The organism is Geodermatophilus sp. URMC 60 (assembly GCF_053502585.1).
Genome location: NZ_CP199958.1, coordinates 1,897,117 through 1,912,993, shown reverse-complemented (window position 1 = coordinate 1,912,993; position 15,877 = coordinate 1,897,117). Strand labels below are relative to the sequence as shown.

The 15,877-nt window shown below is 76.6% G+C and carries 11 protein-coding genes; 5 read left to right on the top strand and 6 right to left on the bottom strand.

The annotated features are described in order from the left end of the window. The first annotated feature begins 24 nt into the window (after positions 1 to 24). The 5 genes from ACWIX3_RS09205 to ACWIX3_RS09185 all read left to right on the top strand — a co-directional run bounded on the left by ACWIX3_RS09205 (position 25) and on the right by ACWIX3_RS09185 (position 6,124). Complete coding sequence (locus ACWIX3_RS09205; protein ID WP_448611770.1) at positions 25 to 1,131, top strand: spore photoproduct lyase family protein; 1,107 nt, start codon at positions 25 to 27, stop codon at positions 1,129 to 1,131. A gap of 100 nt (positions 1,132 to 1,231) precedes the next feature. Then, on the top strand, positions 1,232 to 2,908 hold the full coding sequence (locus ACWIX3_RS09200) for a SpoIIE family protein phosphatase (protein ID WP_448611769.1): 1,677 nt from the start codon (positions 1,232 to 1,234) through the stop codon (positions 2,906 to 2,908). Positions 2,909 to 3,124: 216 nt separating this feature from the next. Further along, complete coding sequence (locus ACWIX3_RS09195) at positions 3,125 to 4,639, top strand: phytoene desaturase family protein (RefSeq protein ID WP_448611768.1); 1,515 nt, start codon at positions 3,125 to 3,127, stop codon at positions 4,637 to 4,639. Positions 4,640 to 4,751: 112 nt separating this feature from the next. Next, a complete protein-coding gene (locus tag ACWIX3_RS09190) occupies positions 4,752 to 5,753 on the top strand; it encodes a hypothetical protein (protein WP_448611767.1) in 1,002 nt (333 codons plus the stop codon). Next, positions 5,747 to 6,124, top strand: a complete 378-nt coding sequence (locus tag ACWIX3_RS09185) for a GntR family transcriptional regulator (protein WP_448611766.1) — start codon at positions 5,747 to 5,749, stop codon at positions 6,122 to 6,124. The genes ACWIX3_RS09190 and ACWIX3_RS09185 overlap by 7 nt, the downstream gene beginning before the upstream one ends. 73 nt (positions 6,125 to 6,197) lie before the next feature. Here ACWIX3_RS09185 and ACWIX3_RS09180 read toward each other — a convergent pair whose 3' ends face one another. The 6 genes from ACWIX3_RS09180 to ACWIX3_RS09155 all read right to left on the bottom strand — a co-directional run bounded on the left by ACWIX3_RS09180 (position 6,198) and on the right by ACWIX3_RS09155 (position 15,848). Continuing rightward, positions 6,198 to 7,628: a hypothetical protein gene (locus ACWIX3_RS09180; RefSeq protein WP_448611765.1), complete on the bottom strand. Its 1,431-nt coding sequence runs from the start codon at positions 7,626 to 7,628 to the stop codon at positions 6,198 to 6,200. Continuing rightward, positions 7,628 to 9,139, bottom strand: coding sequence for a leucyl aminopeptidase family protein (locus ACWIX3_RS09175; RefSeq protein ID WP_448611764.1), 1,512 nt, complete (start codon positions 9,137 to 9,139; stop codon positions 7,628 to 7,630). The genes ACWIX3_RS09180 and ACWIX3_RS09175 overlap by 1 nt, the downstream gene beginning before the upstream one ends. Positions 9,140 to 9,228: 89 nt before the next feature. Further along, positions 9,229 to 9,396 carry a DUF3117 domain-containing protein gene (locus ACWIX3_RS09170; RefSeq protein WP_012947303.1) on the bottom strand — a complete coding sequence of 56 codons (168 nt, stop codon included), beginning with the start codon at positions 9,394 to 9,396 and terminating at the stop codon, positions 9,229 to 9,231. 186 nt (positions 9,397 to 9,582) lie between these two features. Continuing rightward, a complete protein-coding gene (locus tag ACWIX3_RS09165) occupies positions 9,583 to 10,152 on the bottom strand; it encodes a DNA-3-methyladenine glycosylase I (protein WP_448611763.1) in 570 nt (189 codons plus the stop codon). A 36-nt stretch (positions 10,153 to 10,188) separates the two neighbouring features. Continuing rightward, on the bottom strand, positions 10,189 to 14,829 hold the full coding sequence (locus ACWIX3_RS09160; RefSeq protein ID WP_448611762.1) for a fibronectin type III domain-containing protein: 4,641 nt from the start codon (positions 14,827 to 14,829) through the stop codon (positions 10,189 to 10,191). 113 nt (positions 14,830 to 14,942) lie between these two features. Continuing rightward, positions 14,943 to 15,848, bottom strand: a complete 906-nt coding sequence (locus ACWIX3_RS09155) for a DMT family transporter (protein ID WP_448611761.1) — start codon at positions 15,846 to 15,848, stop codon at positions 14,943 to 14,945. Positions 15,849 to 15,877 lie beyond the last annotated feature (29 nt).

Sequence of the window (15,877 nt, the reverse complement as noted above, 5' to 3'; positions counted from 1 at the left end):
CCGGCGCCGACTGCTGCACCGGGTGTGGGAAGCCCCGTCACCTCGCCGTCCCCTGCCGCCTCCTCCCCCGACCTCGCCCGCCTCCTGCAGGTGCGCCAGGTCTACGCCGAGCCCGCCGCTCTGGCCTCCCCCCGGGGGCAGCAGGTGCTGGCCCGCTTCCCCGGCGCGGAGGTGGTGGAGGTCCCCTCGCACTGGAAGATCCCCGAGCTGCACGGCAACGAGGGCAACGTCGAGCGCTGGGTGCGGGTCAAGTCCGAGACGCTGGTGCTCGGCGTCAAGAAGTCGCTGACCGCCCGGCCCAACGGCCGCTCGGCGAACTGGATCGCGCCCTCGACGGCGAATGGCTGCGTGATGGCCTGCGCGTACTGCTACGTCCCGAGGCAGAAGGGCTACGCCAACCCGATCACCGTCTTCACCAACATCGAGCAGATCACCGGGTACCTGCGCCGGCACGTCGCGCGGCAGGGGCCGAAGACCGAGCCCGACCAGTGCGACCCGGAGGCCTGGGTCTACGACCTCGGCGAGAACAGCGACTGCTCGGTCGACGCGCTGGTCAGCGACAACGTCGCCGACCTGGTCGCGACCTTCGCCGAGCTGCCGACCGCGAAGGCCTCCTTCGCCACCAAGTACGTCAACCGGCAGCTGCTCCAGCTCGACCCGCGCGGCCGCACCCGCGTCCGCTTCTCGGTGATGCCCGAGGACGACGCCAAGGTGCTCGACATCCGGACCAGCCGGGTGGCCGAGCGGATCGCCGCGGTCGACGACTTCGTCGAGGCCGGCTACGAGGTGCACCTCAACCTCTCCCCCGTCGTGCTGCGCGAGGGCTGGGAGGCCGACTGGGCGCAGCTGCTGCGCCGGCTGGACGACGAGCTGTCCCCCACCGCCAAGGCGCAGGCCGCCGCCGAGGTCATCCTGCTGACCCACAACCGGGACCTGCACCAGGTCAACCTCGGCTGGCACCCCAAGGCCGAGGAGCTGCTCTGGCGGCCGGACCTGCAGCAGCCCAAGCGCAGCCAGAACGGCAGCTGGAACGTGCGCTACCGCAACGACGTCAAGCGCGCCGGCGTGACCCGGGTGCAGGAGCTCGTCGCCGCGCACGCGCCGTGGCTGCGCATCCGGTACGCGTTCTAGCGCAACGGCCGGTTCCCGTGTCGATCCGTCGACGGCCCGTGCTGGGTCGCTGACGCAACGTGTGCGACCCTGGGAGGTGACCCCGACGGAAGGAGAGGGGATGGCGTTCGACCACGAGGCCGCGGTGACGGCGCCGTCCCTGCTGACCGCGCTGCCCGACACCGTGGTCGTCGCCGACGCCGCGGGCCGGATCGCCTACGTCAACCCGCACGTGCGGGTGCTGCTGGGCTACGAGCCCGCCGCTGTCCTCGGCCAGCCGCTCGAGGTGCTCATGCCCGAGCGCTTCCGCCGCGGCCACGGCGGCGACTACTCGCGTTTCCTGGCCACCGGGCAGGGCGAGCTCGCCGGGCGCACCACCCAGCTGCCGGCGCTGCACGCCGACGGTCACGAGATCACCGTCGACGTCACGCTGGCGATGGTGCCGCCGCCGGAGGGTGCCGGGCCGGAGGAGGCCGGGGTGGTCGCCGTCCTCCGCGACGCGAGCACGACGATCCTGCTCGAGCGCCAGCTGTTGGTGAGCCGCTACCTGGCGGCGACGCTGCGCGTCACCGCCGCGCTCACCGAGGCGCCCGATGCCGACGTCGCCTTCCGGGACCTGCTGCCGACCCTCTGCACGGAGCTCGACTGGGACGCCGCCACCCTCTGGGAGCCCGACGGCGCCAGCCGCTCGCTGCACCACGTCGGCACCTGGACCACCCCCGGGTCGGAGGCACCGGCCCTCCACGAGGCCTCCCGCACCCACCGGATCGGCCGCGGCGAGGCGCTGCCCGGCCTGGTCTGGTCCCGCCGCGTCCCCGTCGTCATCGAGGACCTGTGGGCCGAGCCCCGTCTCACCCGGCTCGCGGCCGCACGCGCCGACGGGCTCCGCACCGGCGTCGCCTTCCCCGTGCTGCGCGGCGACGAGCTGCTCGCGGTGTGCGAGCTGTTCTCCCGGGAGCTGCGCCCGGTGCCGGCCGAGCTGCTCGACGTCCTCGCCCACGCCGGCCGCCAGATCGGCCAGTTCCTCGGCCGGCTGCGCGCCGAGTCGGAGGTCCGCCAGCTCGCCGACACCCTCCAGCGCAGCCTGCTCCCCTCGCACCTGCCCGCCATCCGCGGTGTGGAGCTGGCCGCGCGCTACCGCCCCGGTGGGGGCGCCGGGCTGGTCGGCGGCGACACCTACGACGTCATGCCGCTGCCCGACGGCCGCTGGATGGTGCTCATCGCCGACGTCTGCGGTACCGGCGCGGAGGCCGCCGCGGTCACCGCGCTTACCCGGCACACCGCCCGCGCGGCGGCCAGCCCCGCGGCCGAGACGACCGCCGGCCCGGCCGAGGTGCTGCGCGCGGTGAACGCGGCGTTGCTGCGCGCGCGGACCGACGGACCGCTGCGCTTCGTCACCGCCTGCTGCCTGGTGCTCTCCCCCGGCCCGGACGGCGTCTGCGCGACCGTCGGCGTGGCCGGGCACCCGCTGCCGGTGCTCGTCTGCCCCGAGGGGTCGCGGGAGATCGGGGTGCCCGGGCGCCCGCTGGGCATCACACCGGACCTCGACGTCCCGGTGGTCGCGGTGGAGCTGCCAGCGGGATCGACTCTGGTGCTCTACACCGACGGGGTCACCGAGGCCCGCGACGACGCCGGCGCCCAGTTCGGCGAGGACGGGTTGCGGCGCGTGCTCGCCCAGGGCTGCCGGGACGCGGAGGCGACCGTCGAGGCGATCACCGCCGCGGTCGAGGAGCGGCTGCGCGACTCCCGCTACGAGGCCGACGACCTCGCCGTCCTCGCCCTCGCCGTCCCGGCCTGAAGCCCCGCGCCGGCCTGGGACCGGCCCTCCTGCAGGCGGGAGGACCCCGCCCTCCCCGCCCTTCGCAGGCCCAGGACGGGACCCGGGACGGGCCACGCCGGGGTCGGCCTCGCCGAGGTGGCACCCCGGCCCGCTCGCGGGGCGAACGGCCGCCCCCCGAGCGGGGGAACGGGGATCGCCCCCGGGGTCGCCGGCGCCTCGCCGTACCGTGGCGGCGTGGCGCGGGTGGCGGTGGTGGGCGCCGGCCTCGGCGCCCTGATGGCCGCGGCCCGGCTGGCCGCCCTCGGCCATGCGGTGACGGTGCTCGAGCAGGCGCCGCAGGTCGGCGGCAAGCTGGGCTGGTACGCCCGCGACGGGCACGGCTTCGACACCGGGCCGAGCCTCGTCACCCTCCCCCAGCTCTACCGCGACCTCTTCGCGGCCACCGGCGGCCCGCTCGAGGACGCGGTGGACCTGGTGCGCCTGGACCCCGCCGTCGCCTACCGCTTCGCCGACGGGACGTTGCTGTCCGTGCCCGGGGACGCCGCCGCGGTCCCGGGCGCCCTGGACGCCGCACTGGGAGCCGGGGCCGGGGCCCAGTGGGCGGCGCTCATGGCGCGGGCCGCGGAGATGTGGCGGGTCACCGAGCAGCCGTTCCTGCGCTCTCCGCTGGCCGGCGCGGCCACGCTGGCCCGGCTGGCCCGCAGCGGCTCCGACGTCGCGACGGTCGCGCCGTGGCGCACGCTGCGCGGCCTGGGGACGACGCACCTGCGCGACCCGCGGCTGCGCACGCTGCTGGACCGCTACGCCACCTACTCCGGCTCCGACCCGCGGCGTGCCCCGGCCGTGCTGGCCACGGTGCCCCACGTCGAGCAGCAGTTCGGCTCCTGGTACGTGCGCGGCGGGCTGCGCCGGCTGGCCGAGGCGGTGGCTGCGCGGGCGGTGGAGCGTGGCGCCGTCGTCCGCACCGGGACCCTCGTCGAGCGGGTGCTGGTCGAGGGCGGCCGGGCCGCCGGTGTGCGACTGGCCGGCGGCGAGGTGCTGCGGGCCGACGTGGTGGTCTCCGGTGCGGACGCCGCGGCGCTCTACGCCGACCTGCTGCCCGCCTCCCGGGCGACCCGGCGGGTGCGCCGCGACCTGGCCCGCACCACGCCCTCCCTCTCCGGGTTCGTGCTGCTGCTGGCACTCCGCGGGCGGACGCCGGGGCTGGCACACCACACCGTCCTGTTCCCCGACGACTACGACGCCGAGTTCGACGCGGTCTTCGGCGTCGGCCGGCACCGCGGCGCACCGCAGCCGGTCGCCGACCCCACCGTGTACGTGAGCGCGCCCGACGACCCGGCGACCCGCCCCGACGACGACAGCGAGTCCTGGTTCGTGCTGGTGAACGCGCCTCGCCATGGTGCAGGGCACGACCCGGCCGGTGGCGTGGACTGGGACGCCCCCGGCCTGGCCGACCGCTACGCGCAGCAGGTGCTCGACGTGATGGCCCGCCGCGGCCTGGACGTCCGCGACCGGGTGCGCTGGTGCGTCGTCCGGACGCCGGCCGACCTCGAACGCGACACCCGCAGCGTCGGCGGCTCGATCTACGGGACGTCGAGCAACGGCGCCCGCGCGGCGTTCCTGCGGCCGGGCAACGCCTCCCCCGTGCCGGGGCTGTACCTCGTCGGCGGCTCCTCGCACCCCGGTGGCGGCCTGCCGCTGGTCGCGCTGTCGGCGGAGATCGTCGCCGGTCTCGTCGGCCCCGCCTGAGAGAGGACCCCCTGCCCCCACCGCTCGCAGGCTCGCGGCGGGATCCTGCAGGGGGCCGGGACTCCGCTCGACGGTGGGCCACCGACGCAGTCCCTCTCCGGCCTTGTGGATCATGCTGCCATGTGCCAGAGTTATTCTAGTTGAATACGAACAACTGGAGGTCAGGGTGCAGCGCACGGTCGCGGTCGCGGTCGGATCCCCTCTGCTGGTCACCGGCGCGGTGGCGTCGGCCGCGACGGCCTGGCGGGACCGGCTCCCCGGCGGGGTGGCGACGCACATCGGTCCCGGCGGACTCGTCGACGGCGTGACCACGGCGGGAGCGTTCGCCGCGACCGCACTCGTCCTCGGCGCCGGGCTGACGCTGCTGTACGGCCTGGTGGCACGCAGCGTGCGGGGCAACCCGGCCGGGCTGCGGGTGCTCGCGGCCGCCTCGATCGGGTCGGCCGCCCCGCTGGCCGCCGGCCCGGGGGCCCTGCTCGTGGTCAGCCTCGACCGCACCGCCCTCCTGGACGAGCCCGCGCCCGGGTGGCTGCTCCCGATGGTGGCCCTGGCACTGGTGGGGGGCGGCCTCCTGGGGTGGGCCCTGGCACGGGGACCCGCTCCGGCCGAGGCCCGGCAGCCGCCGCCGCGGGAGGCGCCACGGGTCGAGCTGCCCGAGGGGAGCCGGGCCGTGTGGACGCGCGTGGTCGTGGCGCCGCCGATGCTGGTCGGCGCTCTGGTGGCGGCCGGGCTGGGCCTCGCGCTGTGCGTCGTCGTCGGCCCGGCCGCGGGGGTCCCGGCCCTGGTCGTGGCGGTCCTGCTGGGCGCCACCACCTCCGTCCGGGTCACCGTCGACTCCACCGGGGTCAGCGCGCGTCCGACCCTGGTCCCCCACCCCCGCGTGCACGTGGCGTTGGCCCGCGTGGTCCGCGCCGGGCGGTCCGACGTCCGGGCCCGGGAGCTGGGCGGCTGGGGGCTGCGGGTGCGCGGCCGGCGGACGGCGGTCGTCCTCCGCAGCGGCGAGGCGCTCGACCTGGAGCTCGCCGACGGTTCCCGCTTCCTCGTGACCGTCGACGACGCCGCGACCGCCGCCGCCCTGGTCAACACCCTCGCCGAGCGGAGCCGCGTGTGCTGATCGGCATCGACCCGGCCTCGCCGGTCCCGCTGGGCGACCAGGTGGCTGCGGCGGTCCGCCGCAACATCGCCTCGGGAGCGGTCGGTCCCGGTGACCGGCTGCCGGCCGCCCGCGAGCTCGCCACCTCGCTCGACGTCAACGTGCACACCGTGCTGCGCGGCTACCAGCAGCTGCGCGACGAGGGCCTGATCGAGCTGCGCCGCGGCCGCGGGGCGGTGGTCAGCGCGGCGGCGACGGCGGACGAGCTGGAGCTGGCCGAGGCCACCGGCCGGCTGGTCGCCGCGGCACGCCGGCTGGGCCTGGCGGAGGCCGACGTCCTCGACTCGGTGCGACAGGCGCTGCGCCGGCCCGCGACCGTCCCGCGCGGCTGAGAGAGGACCCCCTGCCGCGACCGTCGGCCTCCCTCCCCGCTGCGAGCGTGCGAGCGGCGGGGGAGGCCCTTCTTCAGCTGCGGGCGGCACCGTAGCCGAGCAGGGCGGCCAGGCCGAGCGCGCTGCGCGGGGCGTAGGCCGTCCGCCACAGCCCGCCGTGCACCGCGGCGTGCGCCTCGTCCTGCCACGGGTGCTCGTGCGCCGGACCACCGCCGGTGTGCAGGTCGTGCACCAGCAGCGCGGCCATGAGCACGTTGGACGTCGCCGGCTCGAACACCTCGACGCCGAACCGGTGCGCTCCCGCGTAGGCCGCTGCCAGAGCGCGGTTCTTCACCACCGACCGGGTGCGGGTCGGCGGGGCGACGTTCATCGACACCGTCGCCCCGGCGGCCCGGGCCACCGTCGCCCGCCACCGCTGCAGCCGCTTGGCCAGCGCGTAGTTCGGCCCCTGCTGGGCGACCAGGCTGTCGACGACGCCGGGGTCGCTGCCGGGCAGGTACGCCCGCTGCAGCAGCCGTCCGGCCGACAGCGTCCGCAGGGGCCGGCCCAGCAGCTTCGCCGCCCGCGACCGCCCGGCGTAGGCGCGCACCGACTGCGCCACGGCCTCCGGCGGGACGGCGAAGACGTCGGTCGGCGTGGCGAGGAAGGCCAGTGCGAGGTCGTCCCGGGCCGCGGCCAGCCGCACGGTGAGCGCGTCGACCGCCGCCGAGACCCGCACGTTGGTGGCGCCGTCGGCGTAGACGTAGTTGCCGAGCACCGCGCGCCCCGGCAGGCCGGTCACCCAGTCGGCGACGGCGGGCACCTCGGTGACCAGGTCCGCACCGCCGTCGGGGTACAGCAGCGTGCCGGCACCGCGGCGGGCGGTGTCGAGCACCCGCTCCCACAGCGCCGGGCGGGGCAGGTCGACCCCCGCCACCCGCGCACCCCAGCGCAGCAGCGCGGTCAGCGGCCCCATCTCCGCACCGGCGCCCAGCACGACGACGGTGGCGCCCGGCAGCGCCAGCCACTCCGGGTGTGCGGCGACGGTGCGCACCGCCTCCGCCGCCGAGGGCTCCGCGATGCCGCCCTCGACCCAGGCGTCGAGCCGGCGCAGCAGCGCGTCGCCGCGCAGCCGCTCGCCGCGGAAGGGCAGCGACAGCTCCCGCTCCGGCTCGGCGGTGCCGGTGACCTCCGCCGTGACGAGAGCCCGGCCCGCGGGCACGGTGGCCAGCTCCTCCAGGCCGGTCTCCGTGCCGTCCGGGCCGGCCACCCGCATCCGCCGGTGCAGCGAGGCCAGGCCGGCGTCGGCGACCGTCAGCGCCGCCTCCCGCGAGGGCAGCCCCACCTCCACCAGCCGGCGGAAGTGCGGCAGGTACCCGGCCCGCCAGTTGGTCTCCCGCTCGGCCGCACCGGCACCGGGCGGGTCGACCGGGCGCAGCGCGTCGGCGACGACCGCCCGGCCCAGCGCCGCGGTGCTGCGCCGCCCGTCCGGCCCGGCCGGGAAGACGACGCCCTCGTCGGCCATCAGTCGACCACCACGGGGGCGTCGACCGGGGCGCCGGCCTCCAGCCAGCGCAGCAGGATCCGGGCGCCGAACCCGGTGCCGCCCTTGACCACCTCGGCGTCGTCGGACCCGGCCCGCGCCGGACCGGCGACGTCCAGGTGGGCCCACGGCAGGTCCCCGGCGAAGGGCCGCAGGAAGAGCGCGGCGGTGGTGCCGCCCGGGTTGCCCGGCGCGTTGTTGGCGTCGGCGACGGTGCTCTCCAGCAGGTCGGCGTGCTCCTCGGCCAGCGGCATCCGCCACACCGCCTCGCCGGCGTGCCCGGCGGCGGTGCGCAGCGCGTCGGCGAGGCCGTCGGTGGTCGCGTACAACCCCGCGGTGCGGGTGCCGAGCGCCACCTTCATCGCCCCGGTGAGCGTGGCGACGTCGACGAGCACCGTGGCGCCCAGCTCCAGCCGCCCCCACGCCAGCCCGTCGGCGAGCACCATGCGGCCCTCGGCGTCGGTGTTGAGCACCTCCGTCGTCCGGCCGCCGACGTGCCGCACGACGTCGGCCGGGCGGTAGGACGAGCCGGAGACGGCGTTCTCCGCGGCCGGGACGACGGCGGTCACGGCGACCGGGAGCCCCAGGCGGGCGGCGGCGTCGACCGCGGCGAGGACGGCGGCGCCCCCGGCCATGTCGGTCTTCATCTCGCGCATGCCGGCGTTGGGTTTGATCGAGATGCCGCCGGTGTCGAAGGTGATGCCCTTGCCCACCAGCACGACGTGCCCGGCGCGGGCCCCCGGCGGCCGGGAGCTGGCCACGACCACCCGCGGCGGGCTCGCCGAGCCGCCGCCGACGGCGAGCACACCGCCGAAGCCGCCGGCCCGCAGCTCGTCGGGGCCGAGCACGGTGACCGTCACGTGCGGGAGCCCGCCCAGCCGCTCGGCGGCCCGGTCGGCCAGCCAGGCGGGGTCCTTGGTGTTGCTGGGGGTGTTGACCAGGTCGCGGGCCCAGGCGACCGCGTGCCCGGTGACCTCGCCCGCGCGCGCGGCGGCGGTCACCGCGGGGTCGGTGCCGTCGGCGGCGACGACCGTGACGGTCCGCAGCCGCGGCGGGTGCGGCGTGGAGGTCTCGCGGAAGCGGTAGCCGGCCAGCAGTGCCGACTCCACGGCGGCGCGGACCTCCTCGGCGCCGGCGGGGGCGGCCGCGTCGTCCAGCGGCAGCACCAGCCGGCGCGCGCCGTGCTCGGCCAGGGTCTGCGCGCGGCGGACGGCGGTGGCCACGTAACCGCGCAGGTCCGGCAGCGTCGCATCGCCGATCCCCACGGCGACCACGCTGCGCGGGTGGCGTCCCGGCACCGGCAGGTTGGTGACGTTGCCCGGGCGGCCGGTGTTGCCGGTGTCGGCCAGCGCGCCGCCGAGGAGGGCGGCGTCGACCGGCGCGTCCGGGGCGGTCAGCCAGCCGGGCAGGGCGGCGCCACTGCCGACCGGCACGGCCAGGACGTCGTCCTCACCCAGCGCCGGGAGGGCGGACAGGACCTCGACCCGCGGCAACGGCGCGGCCCCGGTCGCCGGCGTGCTGCCGGCGGCCGGGGCCGTGTCGTCCTGTGCGGGGCTGCCCGGGGGCAGGCTCGCGGGGGTGTTCAGCTGGTCGCGCCCTTCAGTGCCTCGGAGAGGGCCGCGGCCTCGTCGGGCGACAGCTCGACGACCAGGCGGCCGCCGCCCTCGAGCGGTACGCGCATGACCAGGCCGCGCCCCTCCTTGGTGACCTCGAGGGGACCTTCACCCGTGCGCGGCTTCATGGCCGCCATGCGTGCCTCCTTCGTCGGCCGTGCGCGGCCCGTGGACCGCGCACGGCGTCGTCGATGCTGTGAGCTCCACCCCCCATGATCCCGTATCCCCGGCGCAGGTCCAACCCGAGGGGGAAGGGCTCCGTCCTCCCCACCGCTCGCAAGCTCGGGGCGGTGCCCTGGACGGGGCTAACCGCGGGACGCCGCTCAGGCGGTCGCGCGGAAGCAGTCGGCCACGTGGTCGTCGACCATCCCGGTGGCCTGCATGAGGGCGTAGGCGGTCGTGGGGCCGACGAAGACGAAGCCGCGGCGCTTGAGCTCGCGGGCCATCGCGGTCGACTCCGGACTGGTGGCCGGGACGTCGGCGAGGGTGGCCGGGCGGGGCCGGGGAGCCGTCGGCGCGAAGGACCACAGCAGCGTCGAGAGCCCCTCCGGGACCCGCTGCGCGGCGCGGGCGTTGGAGATGGCGGCGGCGATCTTGGCGCGGTTGCGGACGATGCCGGCGTCGGCGAGCAGCCGCGCCTCGTCGTCCGGACCGAACGCGGCCACCGCGTCGATCGAGAAGCCGGCGAACGCGGCGCGGAACGCCGGGCGCTTGCGCAGGATGGTGATCCAGGACAGCCCCGACTGGAACGCCTCGAGGCAGAGCCGCTCGAAGAGGGCGTCGTCGCCGTGCAGCGGCGTCCCCCACTCCTCGTCGTGGTAGGTCACGTACTCCGGCGCGCTGTCGCCCCATGCACATCTGACCAGCCCTGCACGGCGGGTGTGCTCGTCCACGCCCGGCACGCTAGCCACCGGCACCGACGACGGCGGTCAGCCCAGGCCCACGCCCACGGTGCCGGTCAGCAGGTCCTTGGTGTAGAGGTCGCGCAGCAGGTTGACGTCGGTCGCGGACAGCGGCTGCGAGGTCGTCACCAGCACCCGGTCGCCGGTGACCGCCAGCAGCCGGCCGTACTCGGCGGGGGTGATCGTACCGGCGGGGCCGGTCGTGGCCCGCCCGGCGGCATCGGCGGTGACCAGCGCGAGCGGCCCGGCGACGCCACCGTCGAGGTCCCGGCGGTAGTGGTCGGTGTGGCCGTTGCGGTCGATCGGCAGCGCCGCCGCGGCGGTGGCGAAGAAGGCGTACCGGCCGGTCGGGTCGAGCTCCACCTGGTGCTCCCACACCGTCGTCTGTCCGCTCCCCAGGGGGACGACGGCGCCGGTGACCGTGTCGACGCGGTGGGCCAGGCCCGTCGACCAGGTCTGGTTGGGGGAGCTGGTGGTCACCTTGTTGGCGGTCACCAGGGCGACGTAGCGCCCGTCGTCGCTGATCGCGACGTCACCGGCGTCGCGGTAGACGCCGAACTCGGTCCGCCGACCACCGACCGTCACCGCGGACACGACGGTGGCCGCACCGGCGTCGGGCCCGGACAGCGTCTTGCGGTAGAGCACCACCGGACCGGTGGACGACGTGGCCGTGAAGAGCGCGTACCGCCCGTCGGGGGTCAGCGCCAGCGCGGGGCCGATCGGCGTGCGCGGCAGGTTGCCGCCGGTCGCGCTGGTGGACACCCGGGTGACCGCGCCGGTTCCCATGTCCTTGGCGAAGACGTCGACGGCACCGTTGGTGTCGCCGGGAACCAGGTCCGCCCGGGCCGAGTGGAAGAGCACCAGCCGGCCGTCGGCGGACACCGCGACCGACGGGGCGGTCGCGTACACCGAGGGCCCGGCCTGCAGGAGCGTGCCGGCCACCGACGGGGACGCGGCGCCGCCCTGCGGGACGCTCACCAGCGTCCAGCTGCGGGCGGCGACGTCGAGGCGGTAGACGTCGGCCAGCCGGTTGGTGTCGCGTGGGTCGAGCGCCGCGGTCGTGGCCAGGACGACGTGGCGCCCGTCGTCGCTGACCGCCGGGACGCTGGTGTTCGTCGCGTCGCCCGCGCCGGTGGCGGTCGCCGGCAGCGGGGCGATCCGCGTCCGGGTGCCGGTGGTGCGGTCGACGAGGTACAGCTCGTAGGCGGTGTTGGTGTCCGACGGCTCGAGGCGGGCGCGGGTGCCGACGACGACGAACCGGCCATCGCTGCTGGCGGCCACGCCGCCGCTCTCCCCGGCGCCCTCGACCGGGACGATGGCGTAGAGCGGGGTCACCGACACCTCGGTGGAGCGCGCCGAGACGTTGCCCTTGGCGTCGACCGCCACGACGGTGAAGGCGTACGTCGTGCCGTTGGTCAGGCCGGTCAGCGTCGCCGAGGTCCCGGGCGCCGGCACGGTGGCGACGGTGCCACCGTCGGCGTCCAGCACCCGGTGCTCCACGACGTCGGCACCCGCGGCGTCCCACTGCAGCTCGGCCTGCCGGTTCCCCGGGACGGCGGCCACGCCGGCCGGGGCCGGCGGCGGGGTGAGGTCGGTGGGCGTGGCGCTCGCGGTCGCGGGGTCGGAGCGGTTGCCGCGGGCGTCCACGGCGACCAGCTCGTAGGCGTAGGTGCGGTCGTTGACCAGGCCGGTGTCGGTGTACGTCGTCCCGGTCGGGGTGTCGATCCGCACCCCGTCCCGCAGCAGCACGTACCCGGCCAGGTCGGGCTCGCCGTTCGCCGTCCAGGAGAGCGCGACCCGCCCGTCGCCGCGGACCGCGGTGAACCCCTCCGGCACGGCCGGGGGGAGGTCGACGGGCGTGGCGTCGACCGTCGCGGGGTCGGAGCGGTTGCCGCGGGCGTCCACGGCGACCAGCTCGTAGGCGTAGGTGCGGTCGTTGACCAGCCCGGTGTCGGTGTACGTCGTCCCGGTCGGGGTGTCGATCCGCACCCCGTCCCGCAGCAGCACGTACCCGGCCAGGTCGGGCTCGCCGTTCGCCGTCCAGGTCAGCGTGACCCACCCCTCGCCGGCGACGGCGGTGAACCCGGCCGGCCGGGCCGGCGGGGTGAGGTCGGTGGGGGTGGCGCTGGCCGTCGCGGCGTCGGAGCGGTTGCCGCGGGCGTCCACGGCGACCAGCTCGTAGGCGTAGGTGCGGTCGTTGACCAGCCCGGTGTCGGTGTACGTCGTCCCGGTCGGGGTGTCGATCCGCACCCCGTCCCGCAGCAGCACGTACCCGGCCAGGTCGGGCTCGCCGTTGGCCGTCCAGGAGAGCGCGACCCGCCCGTCGCCGCGGACCGCGGTGAACCCGGCGGGCACGGCCGGCGGGGTGGAGTCGACGGGCCGCGCCACCTCGGGCTTCGAGGGCTTCGAGGCGTTGGCCGAGGTGTCGACGGCAACGATCTCGTAGCTGTAGAGGCTGCCGTTGACCAGCCCGGTGTCGGTGAACGTCGTGCCGGTCAGGGTGTCGATCTGCACCCCGTCCCGCAGCACCGCGTACCCGGCCAGGTCGGGCTCCCTGTTCGCGGACCAGACGAGCGTGACCCGCCCGTCGCCGGCGGTGGCGACCAGCCCGGTGGGTGCGGCCGGTGCCTTCCGGTCCGCGGGGGCCACCGTCGCCGCGGTGGACGGGGCCGACCGGTTGCCGTGGGTGTCGACCGCGACCACCGCGTAGCTGTGGGCGGCGCCGTCGACGGGGCTGCTGTCGACGTGGGTCGTCCCCGGGACCCTCGCGATCTCTGCACCGTCCCGGAACACGAGGTACCCGGCCAGGTCCGGCTCGGGGTTCGCCGTCCAGGAGAGGCTGACGCGGTCACCGCCGTCGACCGCGGTCACGCCCCTGGGTGCGGAGGGCGCGGTGAGGTCGGTGGGGGTGGCCGACGCCGTCGCGGCACCTGAGGCGTTGCCGGACGTGTCGACGGCGACGAGCGCGTAGCCGTAGGTGGTGTCGTTGACGACGGCGGTGTCGGTGTACGTGGTCGCGCCGGTGACGGTGGCGAGGACGGCGCCCTCGCGCAGCACCCGGTAGGAGGCCAGGTCCGTCTCACCGTTCGCCGTCCAGGTGAGGGTCACGCGCCGGTCGCCGCGGGTGGCGGTGAAGCCGGACGGGCGGGCCGGGGCGACGCGGTCGGCCGGCGTCGCGGGCACCGTCTCCGACGGGGCGGAGGCGTTGTCGTGGGTGTCGACGGCGACGAGCGCGTAGCCGTAGGTGCTGTCGTTGACGACGGCGGTGTCGGTGTACGTGGTCGCGCCGGTGACAGTGGCGAGGACGGCGCCCTCGCGCAGCACCCGGTAGGAGGCCAGGTCGGTCTCCGTGTTCGCCGTCCAGGCCAGGTCGACCCGGCGGTCGCCCGGGGTGGCGACCAGGCCGGTGGGCGGAGCCGGGGCGCTGAGCTCGTGCGGCGTCGCGGTGACGGCGGCCGAGGACACCGACCGGTTGCCGTGGGTGTCCACCGCGGCCAGCGTGTAGCGGTAGGTCGTGTCGTTGACCAGGGCGGTGTCGCGATACGTCGTCGCGCCGGTCACCGTGGCGACCTCCACGCCGTCGCGCAGCACCCGGTAGGAGGCCAGGTCGGGCTCGGCGTTCGGGGTCCAGGTCAGGGTGACCTGCCCGTCGCCGCGGACGGCGGTCAGGCCGGTGGGAGCGGCCGGCGCGGTGAGGTCGGTGGGCGTGACGCCCACCGGGGTCGAGGCCGCCGACCGGTTGCCGTGGCCGTCGACGGCGACCAGCGTGTAGGTGTACGTCCGGTCGTTGACCAGCCCGGTCTCGAGGTACGTGGTGCCGGTGACCGTCGCGACCTCCACGCCGTCGCGCAGCACCCGGTAGGAGGCCAGGTCGGGCTCGGCGTTCGCCGTCCAGGACAGGCCGGCCCGGCCGTCCCCCCGGCCACCGGCGAGGCCGGTCGGCGCGGCGGGCGGCGTGAGGTCGGTCGGGGTCGCGCTGACCGCCGGTGCCGAGGGGGCCGACCGGTTCCCCGAGGTGTCGGAGGTCTGCACCGTGTAGGCGTAGGTGCGGTCGTTGACCAGCCCGGTGTCGGGATACGTGGTGCCGGTGACCGTCGCGACCTCCACACCGTCACGGAGCACGCGGTACCCGTCCACGTCGGGGTCGGTGCTGTTCGCCGTCCAGGACAGCGTGACCCGACCGTCACCGCGCACGGCCCCCACCCCGGTGGGCGCGGCCGGTGCGGCGCCGTCCCGCGGGGTGCCCTGCACGGGGGCGCTGGGCTGTCCCACGTACGTGGTGGGGAGCAGGAGGACGACCTCCGTCGTCACGGTCCGGACGGTGACCGTGTGGGCCCGGCCGTTCACCAGCTCCGTCAGGGTGGCGGTCCGCGTGGCGGCGTCCGTCGTCACCCGGGGCGTGGTCTCGGCGTCCAGGAAGACCTGGTAGCCGCTCGTGGTGGTCTCGGCCGACGCGGTCCAGGAGACGGACAGGGCGCGGTCGATCCCGGTCACCGCGACGCTCGCCGGCGGGGCGGGGTCCTGGGTGCTCACCGTCTCCAGCCGCGGCGAGGACGGCGGCTGCCCGGACAGCGCGACCGTCAGGACCGCGAGGACGACGGCCAGCGACCGCAGCAGCCGGCCGCGCGGGCACGGGGCAGCCCACCGAGCAGAGCCGACGTCCCGCATCTGTCGCGTCCCCCCTGCCGGAGGCCCCGCGGACCGGCGGGTGCCGATCCGGTCCTCGGCACCCGGGGTGCGGTCCTTGAGCCGAGTCGCGGGCTCGGCCCCGGAGGGGTGGATCAGGGGACGGCGGCGTCGACGTCGCCGAGGTCGGCGCGGTCGCGGCGCACCGGACTGCGGCGGGTGGCCAGCACGCAACCGAGCACCACGACCGGGAGGCCGACCGCGAGCCCGAGGGTGAACGGCTCGTCGAGCAGCAGCACGCCGAGCAGCACGGCGACGGCCGGGTTGAGGAAGGTGATGACCAGCGCGCGCTGCGGCCCGACCTCGCGGATCAGCGCGAAGAACAGCGCCAGCGCCAGAGCGGTGCACACGACCCCGAGGACGAGCACGGCCAGCAGGGCGTCGGCAGGCGCCCGGGCGGCCCCGCCCAGCCGGGGGACGGCGAACGGTGCGTAGACCAGCGAGGTGAGCGTGAGCGCCACCGCGCTGGCGGCCACGCCGGGCACATCGGGCAGGGCGCGGCTGACGATCATCGGCGCGGTGGCGTACCCGACGACGACCAGCCCGACCGCGAGCAGCGGCAGGGGCGCGAGCCCCTCGATGTCGAGGCCGAGCAGCACGGCGATGCCGGCCACGCCCAGGCCCATGCCGAGCAGCCGGACGCGGGTGAGCCGCTCCTCGTCGCCGGCCAGCCGGCCGGCCAGCGCGGCGACGAACGGCACCCCGGCGACGAGCAGGCCGGTGAGCGAGCTCGACAGCGTCTGCTCGGCGTACGCCAGCAGCAGCCACGGGCCGGTCATCTCCAGAACGGTGAAGGCCAGCAGCGGCCGCCAGCGCCGCATCGCCGGGCGCAGCTGGCCGCGGGCGACCGTCCACGGCAGCAGCAGCGCCGCCCCGAGCACGCACCGGCCGAAGACGACGACCACCGGCGGCAACTCCTCGACGGCCACCTTGATGAGCAGGTACGGCACGCCCCAGATCAGCGACATCGCCAGGAACAGCACCCAGCCCCGTCGGCTCACCGCTGCCCCCGCGCTCCGCCGCACTCCCG

What these genes read in the sequence shown, in the direction of transcription:
- ACWIX3_RS09200 (WP_448611769.1), top strand. Translation starts at nt 1,232, where the DNA reads ATGGCGTTCGACCACGAGGCCGCGGTGACGGCGCCGTCCCTGCTGACC.
- ACWIX3_RS09190 (WP_448611767.1), top strand. Translation starts at nt 4,752, where the DNA reads ATGCTGCCATGTGCCAGAGTTATTCTAGTTGAATACGAACAACTGGAG.
- ACWIX3_RS09180 (WP_448611765.1), bottom strand. Translation starts at nt 7,628, where the DNA reads ATGGCCGACGAGGGCGTCGTCTTCCCGGCCGGGCCGGACGGGCGGCGC.
- ACWIX3_RS09170 (WP_012947303.1), bottom strand. Translation starts at nt 9,396, where the DNA reads ATGGCGGCCATGAAGCCGCGCACGGGTGAAGGTCCCCTCGAGGTCACC.
- ACWIX3_RS09160 (WP_448611762.1), bottom strand. Translation starts at nt 14,829, where the DNA reads ATGCGGGACGTCGGCTCTGCTCGGTGGGCTGCCCCGTGCCCGCGCGGC.